The following is a 20248-nucleotide window of genomic DNA, read 5'->3' as shown; positions in this document are numbered from 1 at the left end:
TGTTTTTAGGGATATTCAATCCCTCTTCCTCCGCTAAGGGCAAAGGCCCGGTTTTTAAAAAAAACCGGGCCTTTGCTTTTTGGGGCGGTAAAAAGCATCAAAAAAAAATAGGGAGGCCTTTTGGGCCTCCCGTTACTTATGGGTTGGGGTCTTGCAAGACCCATAATTTGATTTTCTGAATCAATCCGTGGCGTACCCGGGATTTTGCGTCAGTGCTTCGCTAACTTGCAGTTCCGTTCTTGGGAGGGGCAATATTTGCCTAAAACCTTCCAGGTTCAGTACGGTCTCGGCCCTGTCCAAGCGCACCAGGTCAAAAAAGCGGTGGCCTTCAAAATTCAATTCGGCCCGCCTTTCGTAGAGCAGCGCATCCAAGAACACGGGAATGGAAGCAATACTTGCAATGGGGGGCAAACCTGCACGCTCCCTTACCGCGTTGATGTCTGCCGTGCCCGCATCGGGGTCATTGGTGGCAAAGACCGCGGCTTCTGCCCTGATGAGGTAGAGCTCAGCCAGGCGAAATACCTTAAAATTGTTGGCATTGGTGTTGTCATCATATTTCATGCTTCGATCACGACCGCGCAATTCCGTAAAATAATTGGCGCGCAGGTCGCCATCCTCAAAAGAGGCCAGGAGATCGGCGTCCACATTGTACTCATCCCGGCGGTATAAATAGGTGTTGAAGCTGCTTTGGTCCTGTTCATTGAAGACCACCTCAAAAATGGACTCATCGCTTGGATCGGTGGTAAAGAACACATCATCGAGGTTGGGCTCCAAGATGAAAGGACCTGAGCTTATCACGGCATCCGCATCATCAAAGGCTTGTTGGTGGGCACCACGGTAAAGGTTTACCCGGGCGCGCAGGCTCAATGCGGCCCAATAGTTCATCGTTTCCACATCACTGTTGCCCTCCAGTAGGGGTATGGCAATGTTCAGGTCCGAAATGATCTGGTCATAGGTCTCTGCCACGGTGCTTCTTGGCAGATCGGGCACTTGGTTAAAATCATTGTTCGGAATCGGTTCCAAGAGCAGCGGTATTCCAAATGTGGAGGCCGTATCATAGTGCTCGCCAAAGTAACGTAAAAGATCAAAATAGGCCAAGGCCCTAATGGCGTGTGCCTCTCCAAGTACGGCATCATTGTCCAGACCGGGATCGTCAATGTCCGGAACATTGGCAATGAGGAGGTTTGCGGTATTGACCACCACATAAATATCTGGCCAGATGTTGGTGATGAAGAGGTTGGTAATGGGCACTGCCTTCTGATCCAGTTCAAGCTGGGAATCAAAAAAGCCCTCAAAGACGGCGTTGTCTGCCAAAAGGTCACTGTTCAAGGGGTATTCCAGCCCATAGTAATCCGTATCCTGCAATAGGGAGTAGGTGCCGGCCAGGATCAGGTTGGCAGATTGGGCGTCCGAAAGCGCCGTGGCGGCGTCCAAGGACTGTTGTGGCTCTGGTTCAAGGATGTCACAAGAGAAGAAAAGTGACATTGCTAGTGTTATGATATATCTATTTTTCATTTTGCTGATTTTTTAGATTCCAATGTTAATGCCCAAGGTATAGCTTTTGGCCTGGGGCAGGGTGCCAAAGTCGGCTCCGGCCAAACGGGGATCCCTTGCGTTTTGGCTTACTTCTGGGTCAAATCCGGTGTAGTTGGTAAAGGTAAGGAGGTTTTGTCCTTGCACGTAGAGCCGTAGATTGCTCAGACCAATTCTGGAGGTGACCTCTGTGGGGAAGTTGTACCCCAGGTTCAAGTTTTTTAGGCGTAGGAAAGACCCGTCTTCCAACCATCTGGAAGAATATTCCCTCCAGTTGCCGTTTTCAAGTGAAGCTCGGGGAATGTCCGTGACATCGCCAGGCTGCTGCCAACGGTCCAGTGCCAGTACGTGGTTGTTGCCATCGGGCAGTGGAAATCCGGTGCCAATACGGCTCCAGCCCAAGTTTTCGTAGTGGGCCCTGCTGTGGTTAAAGATTTCATTGCCAACAGAGAATTGGAAGAGGAAGCTCAGGTCAATGCCCTTATAGCTGAATGAATTGTTGAAGCCGCCAAAAAAATCGGGCTGTACGTTCCCCACAATTTGCCGGTCTCCCGAATTGATGTTGCCATCACCATTGAAATCGTCCCAAATGATGTTTCCGGTCTGTGGGTCTACACCATCTTGATCGATGAGGAAAAAGGTGCCAATGGGGTGCCCCTCCGAAAGGATGTGCGAGTCTGACAGCACCTGATCGTTAACGGCCAGTTGTTTCACTTCGTTACGTATGAAGGAAATATTGAAGGCAGAATTCCATTTTAGTTCTCCAGTGAGAATGGTACCGCCAAGGGACAGTTCCAGGCCCTTGTTCTGCACGGCGCCAATATTGTCCAATACACTGCTAAAACCGGAGATGCCGGGAATGACCCTGTTCAGCAAAAGATCGTCCGTATCCTTCACAAAGTAGTCTGCCGTAAGGGTAAGCCTGTTTTTAAACAGTCCAAGATCCAACCCTATATTGTATTGTGAAGTGCTTTCCCACCCCAGGTTCTGATTGCTCAGCTGCGTGGGCACCAAGGTGGCACTGGCCCTATAATTCCCCACTCCAAAGAGTCCTCGGGAGGCAAAGTTCCCAATGCCGTCCTGGTTTCCGGTAACACCGTAGCTGGCACGCAGTTTAAGGTCGCTCACGGTTTTGGAATCCTTTAGAAAATTCTCTTGGCTCACCCGCCAGGCCACGGAGCCCGAGGGAAAGAATCCGAACCTATTGTCCGCGCCAAATCGCGATGAACCGTCAGCACGCCCGGTCAGGGTTATGAGATATTTGTTGTCATACCCATAGTTGGCCCTGAAATAATAGGAAGACAATCCCCACTGTGTCCCGGAGGTGGAGGCAGCGGTGACCTCTGCGGCCACGGCTATCTTGGTAAACTGATCGCTCGGGAACTGTTGCGCATTGATACTGGCAAAATTTCTGTCCGAGGCCTGGTAGGAAGTGCCCAATATGGCGTTGAGACTATGTTTTTCACCAAAATCCCGATCATAGGAAAAATAGTTTTCCGTAATCCATGTAAAATCTTCCGTACTCCCGTAAGTGCCCAAGCCGTTGGCACTGGCGTTACGGGACTCCCTGGAGATGATGGGTGTGTAGGCCTCATCCACCAAGCTGGTGTAATCAATGGAAGTGGAGTGCCTAAAGGTGAGTCCCTTGAAAAGGTTCACTTCTGCGAATATGGATCCCAATCCCCTGGTGGTATTGGTGGTCCGTTTGTATTCGTTGGCCACCAGCACGGGATTGTCCAACATCCACCAGCCAAAATAGCTGAAAGGGTCTGCATAGGTGCCGTCTTCCTCGCGAACCGGCATCAAGGGGTCGCCCGCCAACGTGTTTATCACCACCCCGTAGAGCGAGTTGTCGTTGATCGTACGATCTTGGTTGGTACGGCTCACCGAGATGGTGGTGCCTATCTTTAACCAGTCGTTGATCTTACTGTCCAAATTGGCCCGTCCGCTGATTCTTTCAAAGCCTGTGCCCAGTTGGGTGCCCTCTTGGTTAAAGTAGGCCAACGAGGTAAAGTACTGGGTACGCTCCGTTCCTCCGGAGATGGCCACATCTTGGCTTTGGATGGGTGCCGTTCTGAAAATGGCATCGTACCAATTGGTGTTTTGCAGTTCTGGATCCCCTGGGTCAAAGCCCCAAATGTCAGATACATAATTGTCCGCATAATTGGTGCCGAGGTCAATGTTGTCCTGCGCTGCGGCGTCGTTCATCAGTTCCAGCTGTTGTTGGGAGCTGAGCATGTCAATGGTATTTGTCACCGTTTGAAAGCCGTAGTAGGAATTGATGTCGATTTTTGGTGCACCGGTCTTCCCCCTTTTTGTGGTGATCATGACCACCCCGTTGGCACCTCGGGATCCGTAGATCGCCGTTGCCGAGGCATCTTTCAAAATTTCTATGGATTCAATGTCCGTGGGATTGATGTCTGCCATCGAATTTGTTCGCTGACCGCCCGTGAAAAGGCCGGACAGGTCTTCGGATATCATGGGTATGCCATCTACCACATATAGTGGTTCGCTACTGGCGGACAAGGAGGTGTTTCCCCTGATCTGAATACTGATGCCCGCACCCGGCGTGCCGGAAGGGGAACTTACAAAGGTGCCCGCAGCGCGGCCTTGCAGCGCGTTGTCCAAACTGGCTACGGGCAGGCGGGCAATTTCATCCCCGTCCACACTGGCCACGGAGCCGGTAAGGTCGCTTTTTTTCTGGCTACCGTAACCCACTACCACAACCTCATCCAATTGGGCACTGTCCTCTTCCATTTGTACGTTTATGGTTGTGTTGTTCCCAACGGCGCGTTCCACGGTTTTTTGTCCCAGGTAGGAAAAAACAAGGGTGTTGTTGGCAGTGGCCACAATCGCGTACTTGCCATCAAAATCGGTTTGTGTACCTGTTGTGGTGCCTTTGACCACCACGTTCACTCCCGGCAAAGGCAGTCCGGATCCATCCGTGACCGTTCCTGTTACTTGCTGTCCGTAGCCTATGGCACCTATGAGCGCCAATAGGAGAAACAGCGGTAAACGAATCGTTTCTCTTTTCATCATCAATGTAGTTTAGATTAGTTAAAAATTAAAATTGGATATTCGTCAGTCATTATGTTTTTGTGCTTATAAATGGGTCTTTTGTTCAATCTCGTTGAGCGCAGACTGAAATATGTTAAGGGCATCACTGATTTCATACGCTGTAACCACCAACGGCGGTATCCAGCGCACCACGTTTTTGTAGGTGCCACAACTAAGTAGCATCAGACCCTTCTCAAGGCACAATTTCACCACAGCTGCGGTGGTTCCGGCATCGGGATTTCCGTTTTCAGAAGTGAACTCCACGGCCACCATCAACCCCAAGCCGCGCACGTCTCCCATTTGTGGAAACTTGCGCTGTATTTTTTTCAGCCCTCGCATCAATTGTTCCCCACGTTCTTGGCTATTGGCAACGAGCCCCTCTCCCTTAAGTGTTTTTATGGTGGCCAGGGCCGCGGCGCAGGCTATGGCACTGCCCCCGCCGTAGGTGCCACCGTGTGTGCCGGGCGGCCATTTGTCCATAAGCCCGTGGCTGGCGGCCACGGCAGAAATGGGCAGCCCGCTTCCCAGACCTTTGGCCATTACGATAATGTCCGGGGATACATTGGCGTGTTCGTAACAAAAGAATTTTCCCGTCCTGCCAAAGCCGCTCTGAACCTCATCAATGATCAATAAGATGTTATGGTCATCGCATATCTTTCTCAGTTCCAAGAGAAACCTTGGTGGTGCCGGCACATATCCTCCTTCACCTAGCACGGGCTCAATGATAATGGCCGCCGTCTCATCCGGGGCCGTTTGGCCGTGCAACAAAAGGTCTAACTGCTTAAGGCAGAAATTCACCGTGGTGTCTTTATCCCAGCCATAGTAATAACTGTTTGGAAATGGGGCCACAAAAATACCGGAGGGCATTGGTTGATATTTATGCCGGTACACCGTCTTGGACGTTGTCATCGCCATCGCGAGATGGGTACGACCGTGAAAACTGCCTTGAAAGACAATCACGTTCGTTTTCTCGGTAGCCGCTTTGGCCAATTTTACGGCACTTTCGGTGGCCTCCGCACCGCTGTTGGAGAAAAAGAAACGATCTATGTGGCTTGGTGTTACCGTGTTCAGTTCCTGTGCCAGGCGAATGGTGGGTTCACCCACCGAACAGTTGATCTGGGCAAACAACAACTCTTGGGCCTGTTGCTTTATGGCCTTTACCACCTTGGGATGGCAATGCCCCGTGTTCACCACGCCTATGCCCGAAGTGAAGTCCATCATTTTCTTGCCCTTGGCATCATACAGGTACACCCCTTGGCCGCGAACCGGATTAAAAGGGGAGAGGTGCGTCCAAACGGGCGCCAGTAATCGGGTTGTCAGTTTTTCTTTAATCATTCTTTCCGTCGTCATTTTACTTAGAGCACTGCCCAAACGGCCTTTTCCTTGGTGTACAGTTCAATGGCGTTGATTCCCATTTCCTTGGCGTTGCCGCTTTCCTTGAAGCCTCCAAAGGGCACGGCAGCATCAAAAAGGTCGTACCCGTTGATCCACACCGTACCGGCATCCACGGCATTTGCAAATAGATGGGCTTTGGAGAGGTCTTTGGTCCAAACTGCCGCAGCGAGCCCATAACGGGATGTGTTGGCCTTGCCAATGGCATCATTAAAATCCTTAAAAGGGGACACGACCACCACGGGGCCAAAAATTTCTTCCTGGACAATGGACAGGTCCTGCTTGTCGGTCGCAAAAATGGTGGGCTCCATAAAATGGCCCTCCTCAAGATTTCCGTACAGTTTGGACCCACCGCAGACCAATTTGGCACCTTGTCTCTTACCGGCTTCAACGAATGACAGTACCGTATCCATTTGTTTTTGACTGATGAGGGGGCCCAGATCTAAATCTTCCCATCCCGGACCAATGGTCATCTTCGATGCTTTGTCCCGCAACGCCGCTACCACCTTGTCAAAAATGCCCTCTTGTATATAGATCCGCGATCCCAAGGTACATTCCTGCCCGGAATTGTAGAAGCTGCTCCATTGAATACCATCCAGTACCGCATCTAGATCAGCATCCTCAAAGATCACGTTGGGAGATTTGCCTCCAAGCTCTAGGCTCACTTTTTTCAGGTTGCTCTGCGCTGCGGCCTCCAAAATGCTCTTTCCCACTGGCGTAGAACCCGTAAAACTTACTTTGTCTATGTTCGGATGAGCGCTAATGGCTGCTCCGGCCTCCTTTCCAAAGCCAGTGACAATGTTCACCACGCCTTTCGGGAATCCTGCCTCAAGAATCAACTTGCCCAAATAGAGTGCGGTCAGCGAGGTTTGTTCGGCGGGCTTTAGGATACAGCAATTGCCACAGGCCAGGGCCGGGGCCAGTTTCCATACGGCAATCATCAACGGAAAGTTCCAGGGAACGATAAGCCCCACCACCCCCAAAGGTTCCTTTTGGGTGTAGACCAATTTTCCTTGTCCCACGGGAACGCAGGACCCGGTTAACTTGGTGGCCCAGCCTGCATAGTATTCAAAATGTGCAATGGCAGCTTCCACATCATACTTGGCCTTGGACAAGGGTTTGCCGTTGTCCAAGGTTTCCAATTGTATCAGAACTTCCCTGTCCCTTTGCAGTAGCGAGGCCAGTTTCCAGAGTAGGCGTGACCGCTCCTTGGGTGCTGTGCCCTCTTTCCACACTTTTGCAAACGCTTCCCTAGCGGCCTTCACCGCAAGATTCACATCTTTCTTTTCTGCGCGGGCGATTTTTGCAATGAGCGTATTGTTGGCCGGATTATAACTGTTAAAGGTTTGTCCTGCTTCGGCACGTACCCACTCGTTATTAATCAATAAGCGTTGCTTCTCGCCAAGGAAGGCCCTTGTTTTTGGAGATAGGTTCTGCGGAAGTTTTATGGTTGATGTCACGTTGTCCAATGTCTATTGTTTTGTGGTGCTTTCCTTTTCATTTGCTGTCCTGAGCACTGATTGCAATAGGACATTGGTCCCATTGATGATGTCATTTTTATCGGCATGCTCCAACTCATTATGGCTCAATCCATCCTTGCAAGGAATAAAGATCATGGCCGTGGGAGCCACTTTGGAGAGATACACAGAATCGTGCCCGGCGCCGCTAACGATCTCCATTGCAGGGATGTCCAAGGATTTTGTAGCGTCCCTTACGGCACCAACACATTTTTCATCAAATTGTACCGGTACGGAATGCCATACCTCTTCAAGGCTCGCAGAAACGCCAAATTTGCCATTAAGGCTACTTACCAGATCATAGGTCTCTTTGTTCAGCTCCGCCAACCGATCGTTCTCCGGATGCCGGATATCGATAGTGATTCGTACCTCTCCCGGTACTGTGTTTCGCACGCCTGGCCTGGCGTCAATATGGCCAATGGTGATTTTGGCATCTTGCCCTTTCTTCTCAACAAGGGCGTAGAGTTCCGGTAGCAGTCGGGACAATAACTGCATTGGGTCTTTCCGGAACCGCATGGGAGACGGTCCTGCGTGTGTTTCTTCACCCTTCAATACAAGGGTGTACCATCGTATGCCCTGTACCCCGGTCACAATGCCCACGGATATTTGTTCGGCCTCCAAAATGGGGCCTTGCTCAATATGAAGTTCAAAAGCGGCTTTATAGTCCCTGTTCCCCACTGGAGCATCACCTTTGTATCCAATATCTTCCAGGGCCTGCTCTAGGGTTATGCCTTTGTTGTCCTTTTGGTTGTAGGCGTAGTCCAGTGAAAAGTCACCAGAAAAGACACCGGACGCAATCATGGCCGGGGAAAACCGGGCCCCTTCCTCATTGGTCCAGGAAACAAGTTCCAAAGGGGCTTGGGTGAGCACGTTTGCCTCGTGCAGGGTATGTATCACTTCCAGCCCTGCCAAAACGCCCAGCGCCCCATCGAACTTTCCTCCGGTGGGCTGTGAGTCTAAATGGCTGCCCATGAGCACGGCAGGTGCATTGGGTTCAAGGCCGCGGCGTCTGGCAAAAATAGAGCCCATTTTATCTACCGTTATCTGGCAGTCCAATTGTCTGCACCATTTTACAAAAAGGTCCCGTCCCAGCCTGTCCTCTTCGGTCAATGCAACACGGCAAACCCCACCCCTGATAGTGGCGCCAATCTGTGCCATTTCCATTAACCTTCCCCACAACCGATCGCCGTTTATGCGTAACATTTCAATTTTTTTCAGAGTTTGTCTTGGCCGTGTCCGTTTCCGCAAAGGGCAAATCCACAGCATGGTCTGCCCATTTGTACACGTTGTAGTAAACAGTGGAGTGCGTGTTCTTTACACCTTCTATGGTAAAAATCCGTTTTTGCATCACTTCCAACAAATGTCTGTTGTCTTTACAGATCAGGTTGATCTCAATATCCGCGGGCCCGGAGGTAAGGGCTAGAAAAGAAACTTCCTTGATCTTGATCAATTCCTTGGCCACCCTCTCAATGAGGTGGGAAGGGCTTATTTCTATGGTTACCCTGTTGTAGGCATTGAAACCTGTTTTGGTGGGGTCGATCCAGCCGAGAATGTGCAGTACGCCTTCTTCCACCAGTTTGTTGTACCGGTTCCTTACCGTGGAAACCGAGAGGCCCAGCTTGGCGGCCACATCGGTAAAAGAGATCCTACCATCTTTTTTGAAGAGGTTTACCAAGGTTTTGTCCCCCTCGCTGAGTTGAAACAAATTTTTCCCCATACTAGGTCAATTTTAAAATAATACAACATGATGCTTCAATTATATGCAAAATTTACAAAAAAATAGCACAAAACAATTTTTTTTATAAAAATAGTGTTCATTTTGATATTTATTTGCGTAATTGCAGTTGGGTCGGATGATTTATGCGAATCTGACAATCACAGTAATCCAGATTAAGGTATGCGTAAGACTATAGAGAGTACCACATTAGGTGTTTCCGCTTGGCAGCAGGACAAAGACCACGTGATACACCCCTACGCCAATTTTGAACATTTTGCCACCGAGGGTGCCACGGTTTACAATCGGGGGCAGCGCCATTTTATATTTGATGACAGAGGGAATGAATACATAGATGGGATTGCAGGACTATGGTGTGTGAACATAGGACACGGCAATGAGGAACTTGCCCAACATATAGGAAATCAGGCAAGAAATTTGGCCTACTTCAATACCTTTGAGGATGCCACCTCACCTTCTGCCGCCCAATTGGCGGCCAAGCTTGCACAATTGTGTCCCGGAGACCTGAACCATACTTTTTTTGGTACTGGTGGGTCCTTGGCCAACGATACGGCCGTAAAAATGGTGCATTATTATTTTAATATGCTTGGCCAGCACAAAAAGAAAAAGATTCTTTCGCGCAACTTGGGATATCACGGTAGCACCTATTTGGCCCATGCCCTTACCGGGATTGCTTCCACACACTTGGGTTTTGACCTTCCCCAGGATGACATCACGTATCTGGACACGCCTTATCCCTATCGGAGGCCGGAGGGAATGGATTTGGAAGTCTATTGCGATCATCTCATTGAAAAGATGGAGGAAAAAATATTGGAAATAGGGCCAGAGCACATTGCGTGCTTCATTGCCGAGCCCATCATGGGGGCTGGGGGCGTGATCGTGGCTCCGGACGGCTATTTGCCAAGAGCCTATGCCCTTTGCAAGAAGTATGGAATACTTACCATTTCAGATGAGGTGGTCACCGCTTTTGGGCGTTTGGGCAAAATGATCGCATCCAAGGAAATGTTCAACGTACAGCCAGATATTATGGTATTGGCCAAGGGGCTGTCCTCTGGCTACGTGCCGCTCGGGGCAACAGTAATCTCCTCGGAGATGTACAAGGTCATTGGCAGGCCCAAACCGGAGAATCCATATTTTTCCCACGGCTTCACTTATTCTGGTCACGCCCTGGCATGCGCCACAGGTCTCAAGAACATTGAAATTATGGAGCGAGATGGATTTTGCGACCATGTGGGCACTTGGGGACCTTATTTCAAAGATCGCTTATGTACATTGGCAGATTTGCCCATAGTGGGCGAAGTGCGAGGCAGCCATTTTATGTTGGCCTTGGAATATGTCAAGGACAAGCGTACCAAAGAGCCGTTTCCAAATGACATCAACATTGGAAAAATGGTGTACCGATCGGCCAAAAAGAGAGGGCTCATCATAAGGCCCATTGGCCCCCTTAACGTGCTTTCGCCCCCGCTTACCTTTGATAAAGAGGCCATAGACCGCACGGTTCACATTATGCAGGAGAGTATTTTGGAGACGGTGGCGCATCTGCACAAAGAGGGGGCGTTATGAAGCAAACCAGTGGCAACGGTGCATTGGAAAACCGGCAAACAGCATCATTGACGGATTCTTTGATGTGGGTCCATTCGGTTCTAAAGGATATGTGCATGCCATTGCTGATGCTACTTTTCCTTGGTGCGTGCAAAGAAACCGTCCCGAAGACCAATGGCCAAAGCCTGGAACCAGTGGTGTTGAGACAGCCTGCGGAGTATGAGGAACAGAGTGCCGTTTGGCTCATTTGGCCTCCCGATGATCACCTAAGAAAATATTCAAACGAAGAGGTTACCCTCCAAGTTATTGAGGCCTTGGCAGGTAGGGAGAGGCTTATGATCACCGCCGCCAATGATTCGCTCTTGCAAAGGGCCAAGGCCAAAGTGCCCCGTGAATACCTGGAAAGGGGATGGGTGCAATTAATGAATATTCCTTCCCAAGAATTTTGGGTCAGGGACATGGGTCCCAATTTTGTGCAATTGGTCAATGGGCAGAAAGCCATCGTGGATTTTGGTTTCAACGCCTGGGGCTATACCGATACCCAGGCCATGGACGACTACACCATTTTAATGGAAAAATACGACGAGGCCCTGGCCCAACATCTGGGCCTTCCTTTGCTGCAAACAGAGATGATCAGCGAGGGAGGCAACCGCGAGGTCAATGGAAAAGGGGTGCTCTTGGTGGCAAAAACGGTGGAACAGGGCAGAAATCCCAATATGACCCTGAACCAAATGGAAAAGGAGTTTAAGCGGTTGCTGGGCGTTGAGAAAACCATTTGGCTCGAAGACGGTCTCGTGGAGGATGACCACACATTCAAAGGGCCCAAAAGACTGGAAAATGGCACAATGGCCTATACCGCCGTGACCACCAACGGACATATTGACGAGTTTGCCCGTTTTGTGAATGATTCCACCATTTTGCTGGCCTATGTTAAACCTGAGGATAGGATAGATGCCATTGGTAAGGAAAACCACAGGCGGTTAGAGGAGAATTATCATATCTTGAAGAAGGCAACGGACCACAATGGCAATCCCTTCAATATTGTAAGGATGCCCCTGCCAGAGCTCATCATTGAAGAAATGGCACCGGGAGATACGGTGTACGACTATATAAGCACCCTATCTTTTGAGAATGGCTGGGAGTTTCCCAGGGGGGATACCATACAGGTCATGGCCGCGGCAAGTTACCTGAACTTTCTCATAACGGATGAGGTGGTGCTGGGCCAAAAGTACCATAGGGAAGGAATGGATGTATCATTTGCAGTTCGGGACGGGGAGGCAGAGGAGGTTTTACAGCAGGTATTCCCTGACCGAGAGATTCTGATGATCAATGCCCTTTCAGTAAATTTTGGCGGTGGAGGCCTTCATTGCATTACCATGCAAGAGCCCTTGTTGAATCCCTTAAAACCAAAAAAATGACCTCTATGCCAAAGGGTATCGTTGCTTTCCTCTTGTGCTGCCAGATATGGATTCTTGGCTGTGCAGACCCCTCCAAGAAAAACGAAAACGAGGAGGCCATAACACTTGCGGGCCTAGAGGGGCAATTGACAGGGCTAATCAAGGCTTATGATCTAATGGGCATGTCCGTGGTGCTACTGGCCAATGGCCAAATAGCATGGCAAGGTCATTTGGGAACGGCAAATTTGGAAAAGAACACTCCCATTGGGGAACATACCCATTACCGGGTAGCCTCCATTTCAAAGACGGTGACCGCGATGGCCCTTTTGCAACTATGGGAAGCCGGGAAGGTAGATTTGGACAAAGATGTTGGCCATTATTTGGGTTGGCCCCTAAAACATCCCGATTTTCCCGAAACGGACATTACCCTTAGACACTTGCTTACCCACACCAGTGGTATTCGGGATGGGGAAGGTTATGCCCGTTTTTCGGGCGAGATGGTGGCCAAGCATTTGAACATACGGGAGCTTTTTGTGCCCAACGGGACAAATGTTACCAAGGACCAATTTGCGTCCCATAGACCCGGAACGTACTTTTCCTATGCCAATTGTACCTGGGGCCTTATTGCCTCTGTGGTGGAAATGGTGTCTCAAAAGCGCTTTGACACCTATTGTCATGACCATATTTTTAAACCGATGGGGCTCACGGCCCATTTTAACGTCTCCGAGTTAAAAGATTTGGATTCACTGGCCGTGCTATATCGGTACAAAGAGGGCAAGTGGGTTCCCCAGGCAGATGACTACAGCAAGGGTCTGCCCCCTTTGCGTGCCCCAGAAAACTACGAACTTGGAAAGAACGGACTGCTTTTTGGGCCGCAGGGAAGCTTGCGAAGTACGGCCAAGGATTTGGCCAAATTGGCCTTGATGCTCATACGGGACGGTACTTACAACGGCCAGCAAATATTGGAAAAAAACACGGTGGATGTCATGCTCAAAAGCCACTGGACCCATAACGGAGAGAATGGCGATACTTGGGACAACTTTTTTCTGTCCTATGGGCTGGGCACCCATCAGACATTGAACAGGGAAGGTGGGGACGTCCTGTTCCCAGATAGGGAAATGGTGGGCCATCCGGGCATTGCCTATGGGCTGTTGAGCGATATGTACTTTGAAAAAGAGGGGAACAGTGGCATCGTCTTTATCACCAATGGCAGTAAACATGACTTTAAATATGGGCAAAATACGTCCTTTTACGAAGTTGAGGAAGCGGTGTTCCAGGTTGTCTTTCCTTTTTTAAAGGCCCTGGAGAACAAAGAACAAAAAGAAGCACGGTAGCAGATGGGAGATTGGGGCATCATAAGCTTGGTACCCACGGTGGTGGTGATTCTTGTGGCGTTGATCACAAAAAAGACCTTTGAAGCCCTATTGGGCGGTTCCTTTGTCGGTTTTTTGCTGCTCTCCTTCAAAAAGTCTTTTTCAGAATTCACCCACTCACTTCTCAAAGTGATGCAGGACCCCACCATTGGATGGATCATTCTTGTCTGTGGCCTTTTTGGTTCCCTTATTTATCTTTTGGCCCAAGCCGGTGGCACAAATGCTTTCTCCCGATATTTATTGCGATATGTTAAAAACAGAAAAACGGCGCTTTTGGTCACCTGGCTACTGGGGCTCTGCATTTTCATAGACGATTATCTCAATGCCCTTACCGTGGGCACGTCCATGAAAAAAGTGACCGATCGTTTCAAAGTGCCACGGGAAATGTTGGCCTATGTGGTAGATTCCACCGCCGCCCCCATTTGCGTGCTCATACCCTTGTCTACCTGGGCCATTTACATTGCCGGACTTTTGGAAAGTGAAGGGGTGGTGCCGCCAGGTGAGGGCCTTAGTGGATATCTTCAGGCCATACCCTTTATTGTCTATGGATGGGTTGCGGCCATTCTGGTCCCCTTGGTGGCCATCGGGGTGGTTCCGGCACTGGGGGCAATGAAGAGGGCGGAGGAACGGGCACGCGCTGGTGTGCTCATTCCGCCGGGCTCTGCGGGCATTGGACTGGAAATACCAGAGGGTCCTTCGCCGGACACGCCCGCCAAGTTGGCCTACTTTGTGCTACCGATCCTGGTGCTCATTGCGGCCACCGTATTTTTTGATATTGATGCACTGAAAGGGGTCATTGCCGCTGTGGTGTTCACGGTGGCCTATTTTGTCATGGGCAATCTCATGACCTTCCATAACGCCATGGACGGTGTCTTCAAAGGATTTAAGACCATGCTCTATGCCCTTGCCATTGTGGTGATGTCCTTTGTGCTAAAGGATGTAAACGAGCAATTGGGACTAACTCCCTACATCATAGACCTGGCCACCCCCTTGATCAGCAAGGCCTACCTACCTCTCGTGGCTTTCGTATCCTTGGCCCTCATCACTTTTGCCACGGGTTCGTTTTGGGGGGTGTATGCCATTGCCTTGCCCATTATGGTGCCCCTGGCCCAAAGTATGGAGGTGAACATCTGGTTGGCCGTAGGAACGGTGATCAGTGCAGGGGCATTTGGCTCCCATGCCTGTTTTTATGGCGATGCCACCGTGCTCTCCGCTTCGGCAACGGAGTGCAACAACGTGGCCCACGTCACTACCCAATTGCCCTATGCCTTAGTGGCGGGAGTTGCTACTTGTATCATTTATGTGGTCTTGGGGCATGCCATGGCCTGAGCCCATTATGGTGGCAAAGGCCAACCCCTGGGGCTGACCATAGAATCAAGGAACAAAGGTGATGATTTCCTTTTTGTGCGTTGAGGATATCGCTAAAAGTGGGATGGACCCAATGTTTTAAATGATGAAAGGGACAAGAGTTGCCCTACCATCAAAAATAAAATACCGTAAAATGAGGAGTCTCTCTTGTAAGAAAAATATTATCGCTGCTTATGGAACAGCGCGGCAATCATTGTTTGCTCTATGTTGTGCGGTTGTTCTGGTGTTCTGTTCTTGCACCCCCAAAGCGCCTGCGGACCATGTGTTGCTCCGTGGCAAGTTGTACACGGGCAATGACACCGAACCTTGGGCAGAGGCCATCGTTTTGCAGGGAGGCACCATCGTTTATGTGGGTAACAATGGGGAAGCAGAAAAATTTATCGGTCCAGACACAAAAATTCTCCATTTGAACGGCAAACTGGTGTTGCCCGGACTGCACGATGCCCATGCCCATCCCATACAAGGCGCCGAAGCATCCGGGCATTGTCAGCTCACTGGGCTACAAAAAGTGGCTGATATCAAAGAGGCCTTGATCCAGTATGGAAACCAAAATGATTCTCTTGAGGTCATTCTGGGTCGGGGCTGGGAGCTTACCGCTTTTCCCAACGGAAATCCGCGTAAAGAACTGCTCGATTCCATTTTTCCCGATAGGCCCGCCATATTGACATCATGGGACGGCCATAACGCCTGGGTAAACTCCAAAGCTCTTGAAATGGCGGCAATCACGGCCCAAACACCGGATCCAAAAAACGGGCGCATCGAGCGAGATCAAGAGACAGGCATGCCCACTGGAACGCTAAGGGAAACCGCAATGGGTTTGGTGCAACATCTTTTGCCTAAAAAGACAGGGGCAGACTATGAACATTTTTTGAAAATGGCAATGAGAACCGCCAATGCGCACGGTATCACCGCTATGGTGGATGCCACCGCGGGCGAGGCTTATCTCAGGGCATACAGGGCATTGGATGAAAAGGGACAATTGAGCATAAGGGTCACGGCTTGTCTGGATATGGGGACAGAGGCGCCCATTTCCTTGAACCAATTGTTGGAACTACGGCGAAAGTATATGGGACAAAGACTCAATACCAATGCTGTAAAGATTTATGCAGACGGCGTGCCGGAGGCCAAGACCGCGGCTCTTTTGGAACCTTACCACACCCCTGACGGCATTCAGGATTATGGTATCCTGAACTATGCTGCAGAGGAACTTAAGGCGAGGGTGGACAGCCTGGACCATCATGGCTTTCAGATCCATGTGCATGCCTTGGGAGACAAGGCGGTACGCACTGCCTTGGATGCCTTGGAAGGCACGGACAGGGGAAACAGGCATCATTTGGCCCATTTGCAGATCGTTCACCCAAAGGATGTGCCCAGGTTTGGCCAACTGGGGGTTATTGCCAATTTCCAGCCCTTTTGGGCAAAAGGAGACCCCTTGAACCTGAAAACCATTGTACCGCTCGTGGGAGAGGAACGATCACGAAATATGTATCCCATGGGCAGTATGGCGGCCACCAAGGCGGTTCTCGTGGCCGGTAGCGATTGGCCCGTTTCCACCTTAAATCCTTGGGAAGCCATGCAGGTGGCCGTTACAAGAAAGCTCATAGGGACCCCAAGCGAGAGTTGGCTTCCCAACGAAAGGATAGACTTGACCACCGTTGTTGCGGCCTACACCAAAAATGCCGCCTATGGCATGCATTTAGATGATAGGACGGGTAGCCTGGAAGTGGGCAAGGATGCAGACCTCATTGTGCTTGACCGCGATATTTTTGAGATCCCCAATCAGCAAATACACAAGACCAAGGTACTGCTTACGATGTTGGAAGGAAAAATTGTGCACCGAGCAGCGTCTTTTAAGGAACCGAAATAGCTGACCAAAGTTCCTTTTCCAGGAGGCTTCCCAAAGAAACACCCCACCTCCGGGCCGATGGTGTTTTGCCATGCCCCAAGCCGTTGGGCCTGTGGTGGCCTTGCCCCCGACCCTGTTCCGGGCACTACAACTTTTGCCAGTCCCCACTAAAATAGGTGGTTCTGCCGCCCACTTTTATTTTTTCCAATTCCTTTCCGGTATGGTAACAGTGGTCGCGTCCCTTGCGGTTGTGGATCAAAAAATAGTCGGGAAATTCGGTGTAGCGGGCTTCCAGGCTTATGGCCACCTCCAGGACGTGCTGTAGCTTGTCGTAAACGGTCCTTAGTTCCTCCATATTTAATGCGTTGGCCTTTTTAAGGGGATGTACCTGGGCCTGGTAGAGCACATCATCTGCGATCCAATTGCCCACTCCCGTGGTAACGCTCTGGTTCATCAATACATTCTTAATGGCTGTTTTTCTGTTGGCCACGGCCGCCATGAACTGATCGAACGTAAGGTCCCTTGCATCAACGTTCAGCTTGTGCTCCTTGCAATATTCGGCCACGCTCTCCGTGATATCCCACCAACCAAATTTTCGCTTGTTCTCAAAGGCAAAGTGGTACCCATTGTCAAAACCGAGGTCAATGTGCCCAAAACGGGGCCGCTCCACGGAGCCATGATAATAGGTGGGTCTGCCGGTCATGCCAAAATGCAGCACCAGAATGGGCCCCGACCCCAGGTGAACGAACAGGTATTTTCCAATACGGTCGGTGTGGTTCAGGGTGTTTCCCAGCAACAGTTTTTTAAATTCGCGTCGTGGCTTTTTTAGCATTCGCTCATCACGCACATCAAAGGACAGGATGCGGTGTCCCAGACAGGTTTTGTCAATGTACTGCTGGTAACCGTGCACTTCTGGTAATTCGGGCATTGGGATAAGGTTTGTGTTAAATGATCTATATGGAACCTTGTTTTTACTTTACTTGAATCGTGCAAAGGCATAGCCCCTTTCTTTAAAATGGAGGATCAATGTCTCTAGATGGTGGTATAGCTTGTCCTTTCTTTTGTCACTGGTTCCCGGGTGAATCAATAAATGAAAACCGTTCATTCCTTGTTCCTTCTCAAATGAGTAAATACTGTTAAGAATGTCCTCGCTAGACATATAATTGTCCATTTCCGGGGTGGTATAGTCCGCATTGGAACGGGTACCGGGCGAAAAGTTTACGGTGGTCTGGCCCAAGGCCGTGGCCAGGGCAACGATTTCTTTGTTGTACCATTCATAAGGAGGCATAAAATAAGTTGGATCAAGGTTCAACTTTTTCAGTTCCAAGAGGTTGTTTTCAATATCCCTTTTTATTTCCGCCTTGGTATAACGCAGGCTGTCCCTGTTTTCCCAAGCGTTGTAGAGGAGATGCCGGTCTGAATGGGCACCTATGTAATGACCACTAGCCGCCCAATCTTGAATCATTTTTTTATGTTGGCGAACAAAATCCCCAGTTAGAAAAAAGGAGGCCTTGATGTGGTGTTTGTCCAAAACATAAAGCACGTGGTCAAACCCGTCAATGAACTCGTGGCCCGTAAAACAAAGATAGATGGTGTTTTGAGTGGTGTCCGATCGTATCAGCGCCCCGTGACCATCAATAATTTGTTGTGCGTGCAACTGAAAACCGCACAACATCAAGAGAAATGCCAAGCCCCGTTCAATCATTGCTCAAGAAGGTAAAAAGCATCAATAGTTCTGCCGAACCGTCCAAAGTGGGCTCGTTGGTACTGTAGTCGGCCCAATCATCATGATATTTCACATGCTTGGGCTGTAGGTGTGCAAACTCATCTGGTTTGGATAATTGAATTCCGATCATGTCCGTATGTACGGTGGCCCAGAGCGGACCATCCACCAAACCTCCCTTTATCTTATCTTGGTTTATGCGCCAAAAGGGCATGTGCACATCCACAGGAGTATCCGCATTCGCCGGAATTTCCGTAATCATACTGGAGTTCCAGGGGTTGGTGCCCAACAACCAGTCCACGTGGTGTTGCATTAGGGGCCTATATTTTTTTGAGCCCGTCATTTCTTCGTACAGCATGGCCTGGGTGGCCACGGCAGCGGCCAGGTTGTTGCTGCACCAAATGAACAAATGGCCCACACCGTAGGGATTGTTTTGGGCACGGGCCTGAATATTTTCCAGATTCTGTTCAAAATAGGCCACGGTCTGCTTTTTGTCTTCCTCGTTGCCCACTTTCCATAGGGCATAATGTCCCATATTTACGTAAGGGTACATTTCATAGTGGCTGGCCGTGTCCCGTTCCATCCATGACCAGGCGCCAATGGTTTTGGCATATCTTCTGGTATCCTCCAGGTATTGTTCTTCTTTGGTAAGCTCATATAGTTTGGCCGCCGCCCATTCCATATCATCTGCCCATGTGTTTTCCTCGTACCGATAGGGCGCGCCAAAACTGTTTCCTTGCTGATAACCTTCTTGTTTTTGCCCCATTTGGTATAGTTCTATGGCCGCTTCCTTGCACTGTTCTGCAAAGACAAGATGTTGGGGAAAGCCGCGTAACACCTGATGCCCTAGGGCCAGGGTGGCCGCCGATCGCCCCGCTAGATTTGCGATGCCAGTGGCCTTGCTCTTGTATTTGGAAAGTCCTTGCGGTTGGCCCGTGGCAAAATAGACCGGTCGGAAACTGTTGGCTCCCCAACCATAGTCCGCATTGTCCTCTGGGGGCAGTTTAAAGCCACGGTGATCTCGATCATCGGCTACTTGGTGGTACAGTTCGTCCGCGCTGGGGTGCATTTTTAAAATCCATTCCAGGCCCCATTTGGCTTCATCAAGAACATCGGGCAGGCCATTGGGACCTTTGTGCCCTCTGGCATCTACTTCGTCCCTGAATCTGTCCGGGGCCATTTGATAGGCCATCAGTAGCCTAGCCGTGGTATTGCTGCTTGTAATGAGGTACTTGAGCTGGTCTCCGGCATCGTGCCATCCGCCGGTGGCATCGATTCGGGTGGAATCTGGGCGTTTGCCAAAAAAACTCAGTCCGTCGTTTTGGTGGCAGAAGGCCTTTATATGTGGGTTGTAACCACATCGCTGGGTTCGTATGAAGTCCACAATGTCTTCCTGCCATTTGGGATAGGCACCAACCGTAAAGGAATGGCTTTTGGCATTTCCATTCTTCACCTCAAAATAATAGTCGCCCGGCTGGGTTAGTTCTGAAAAATCCACGGAATAGTAATGCGAAAAGGGATGCCAATTGGTTTTTTCTTTCTGGGCCCTAAACGCTTTCACGGTTTGTCCGTCTTTGTTTTTGAGCACCAAAGTATGGTTGCGCAACTTTTTGTGGCTCATTATGCGTGCCGTTTTGGGCATTTCGGCTCGGTATCCCTGTAGATTTATCCTTATTTCTGTGCTTTGCTGTCCCGTGCCCGCAAAGGGGAGCATCAACCAGAAAAAAATCAAGGTCAAGTTGTTCTTTACAAAGTTCATGGTACA

15 protein-coding genes are annotated in these 20248 nt (G+C 50.0%); 5 read left to right on the top strand and 10 right to left on the bottom strand.

Annotation, left to right across the window (positions count from 1 at the left end; all coding sequences use genetic code 11):
* Positions 1 to 180 precede the first annotated feature (180 nt).
* From ACKWCC_RS02980 to ACKWCC_RS02955, 6 genes are all read right to left on the bottom strand, one after another.
* Complete coding sequence (locus tag ACKWCC_RS02980) at positions 181 to 1515, bottom strand: RagB/SusD family nutrient uptake outer membrane protein (protein ID WP_413994415.1); 1335 nt, start codon at positions 1513 to 1515, stop codon at positions 181 to 183.
* 12 nt (positions 1516 to 1527) lie between these two features.
* A complete protein-coding gene (locus ACKWCC_RS02975) occupies positions 1528 to 4569 on the bottom strand; it encodes a SusC/RagA family TonB-linked outer membrane protein (protein ID WP_413994414.1) in 3042 nt (1013 codons plus the stop codon).
* A 66-nt stretch (positions 4570 to 4635) separates the two neighbouring features.
* The gene (locus tag ACKWCC_RS02970; RefSeq protein WP_413994413.1) at positions 4636 to 5925 is read right to left on the bottom strand and encodes an aspartate aminotransferase family protein; all 1290 of its coding nucleotides are present in this window, start codon (positions 5923 to 5925) and stop codon (positions 4636 to 4638) included.
* A gap of 20 nt (positions 5926 to 5945) precedes the next feature.
* A complete protein-coding gene (locus ACKWCC_RS02965) occupies positions 5946 to 7442 on the bottom strand; it encodes an aldehyde dehydrogenase family protein (protein ID WP_413994571.1) in 1497 nt (498 codons plus the stop codon).
* Positions 7443 to 7454: 12 nt separating this feature from the next.
* Positions 7455 to 8702, bottom strand: coding sequence for a Zn-dependent hydrolase (locus ACKWCC_RS02960; protein ID WP_413994412.1), 1248 nt, complete (start codon positions 8700 to 8702; stop codon positions 7455 to 7457).
* A gap of 1 nt (position 8703) precedes the next feature.
* Complete coding sequence (locus ACKWCC_RS02955) at positions 8704 to 9216, bottom strand: Lrp/AsnC family transcriptional regulator (RefSeq protein WP_413994411.1); 513 nt, start codon at positions 9214 to 9216, stop codon at positions 8704 to 8706.
* A 180-nt stretch (positions 9217 to 9396) separates the two neighbouring features.
* On the opposite strand from ACKWCC_RS02955, the gene ACKWCC_RS02950 reads away from it, so the two are divergent.
* Genes ACKWCC_RS02950 through ACKWCC_RS02935 form a run of 4 tightly spaced genes read left to right on the top strand, consistent with a single transcriptional unit; the run spans position 9397 to position 14875 of the window.
* Positions 9397 to 10797 (top strand): aminotransferase, encoded by a 1401-nt coding sequence (locus ACKWCC_RS02950; protein WP_413994410.1) that lies wholly within the window; start codon positions 9397 to 9399, stop codon positions 10795 to 10797.
* The gene (locus tag ACKWCC_RS02945) at positions 10794 to 12194 is read left to right on the top strand and encodes an agmatine deiminase family protein (protein WP_413994409.1); all 1401 of its coding nucleotides are present in this window, start codon (positions 10794 to 10796) and stop codon (positions 12192 to 12194) included. The genes ACKWCC_RS02950 and ACKWCC_RS02945 overlap by 4 nt, the downstream gene beginning before the upstream one ends.
* Entirely contained in the window at positions 12191 to 13507 is a 1317-nt protein-coding gene (locus ACKWCC_RS02940) for a serine hydrolase domain-containing protein (RefSeq protein WP_413994408.1), read from the top strand. Before ACKWCC_RS02945 ends, ACKWCC_RS02940 begins: the two co-directional genes overlap by 4 nt.
* A 3-nt stretch (positions 13508 to 13510) precedes the next feature.
* Positions 13511 to 14875, top strand: a complete 1365-nt coding sequence (locus tag ACKWCC_RS02935; RefSeq protein ID WP_413994407.1) for a Na+/H+ antiporter NhaC family protein — start codon at positions 13511 to 13513, stop codon at positions 14873 to 14875.
* 241 nt (positions 14876 to 15116) lie between these two features.
* Here the strand turns inward: ACKWCC_RS02935 and ACKWCC_RS02930 are convergent, their stop codons facing one another.
* Complete coding sequence (locus tag ACKWCC_RS02930; protein WP_413994406.1) at positions 15117 to 15320, bottom strand: hypothetical protein; 204 nt, start codon at positions 15318 to 15320, stop codon at positions 15117 to 15119.
* On the opposite strand from ACKWCC_RS02930, the gene ACKWCC_RS02925 reads away from it, so the two are divergent.
* On the top strand, positions 15321 to 16781 hold the full coding sequence (locus ACKWCC_RS02925) for an amidohydrolase (RefSeq protein ID WP_413994405.1): 1461 nt from the start codon (positions 15321 to 15323) through the stop codon (positions 16779 to 16781).
* Positions 16782 to 16905: 124 nt separating this feature from the next.
* Here ACKWCC_RS02925 and ACKWCC_RS02920 read toward each other — a convergent pair whose 3' ends face one another.
* The 3 genes from ACKWCC_RS02920 to ACKWCC_RS02910 are packed head-to-tail and all read right to left on the bottom strand — an operon-like array spanning position 16906 to position 20242.
* Entirely contained in the window at positions 16906 to 17688 is a 783-nt protein-coding gene (locus ACKWCC_RS02920; protein ID WP_413994404.1) for an Fpg/Nei family DNA glycosylase, read from the bottom strand.
* Positions 17689 to 17736: 48 nt separating this feature from the next.
* Complete coding sequence (locus ACKWCC_RS02915; RefSeq protein WP_413994403.1) at positions 17737 to 18465, bottom strand: polysaccharide deacetylase family protein; 729 nt, start codon at positions 18463 to 18465, stop codon at positions 17737 to 17739.
* Positions 18458 to 20242, bottom strand: coding sequence for a glycoside hydrolase family 9 protein (locus tag ACKWCC_RS02910; RefSeq protein ID WP_413994402.1), 1785 nt, complete (start codon positions 20240 to 20242; stop codon positions 18458 to 18460). The genes ACKWCC_RS02915 and ACKWCC_RS02910 overlap by 8 nt, the downstream gene beginning before the upstream one ends.
* Between the last annotated feature and the right edge of the window lie 6 nt (positions 20243 to 20248).

Origin of the sequence: Maribacter aquimarinus (assembly GCF_047345505.1) — a bacterium.
GTDB lineage: Bacteria > Bacteroidota > Bacteroidia > Flavobacteriales > Flavobacteriaceae > Maribacter.
This window is presented reverse-complemented; position numbering and strand designations above follow the sequence as displayed.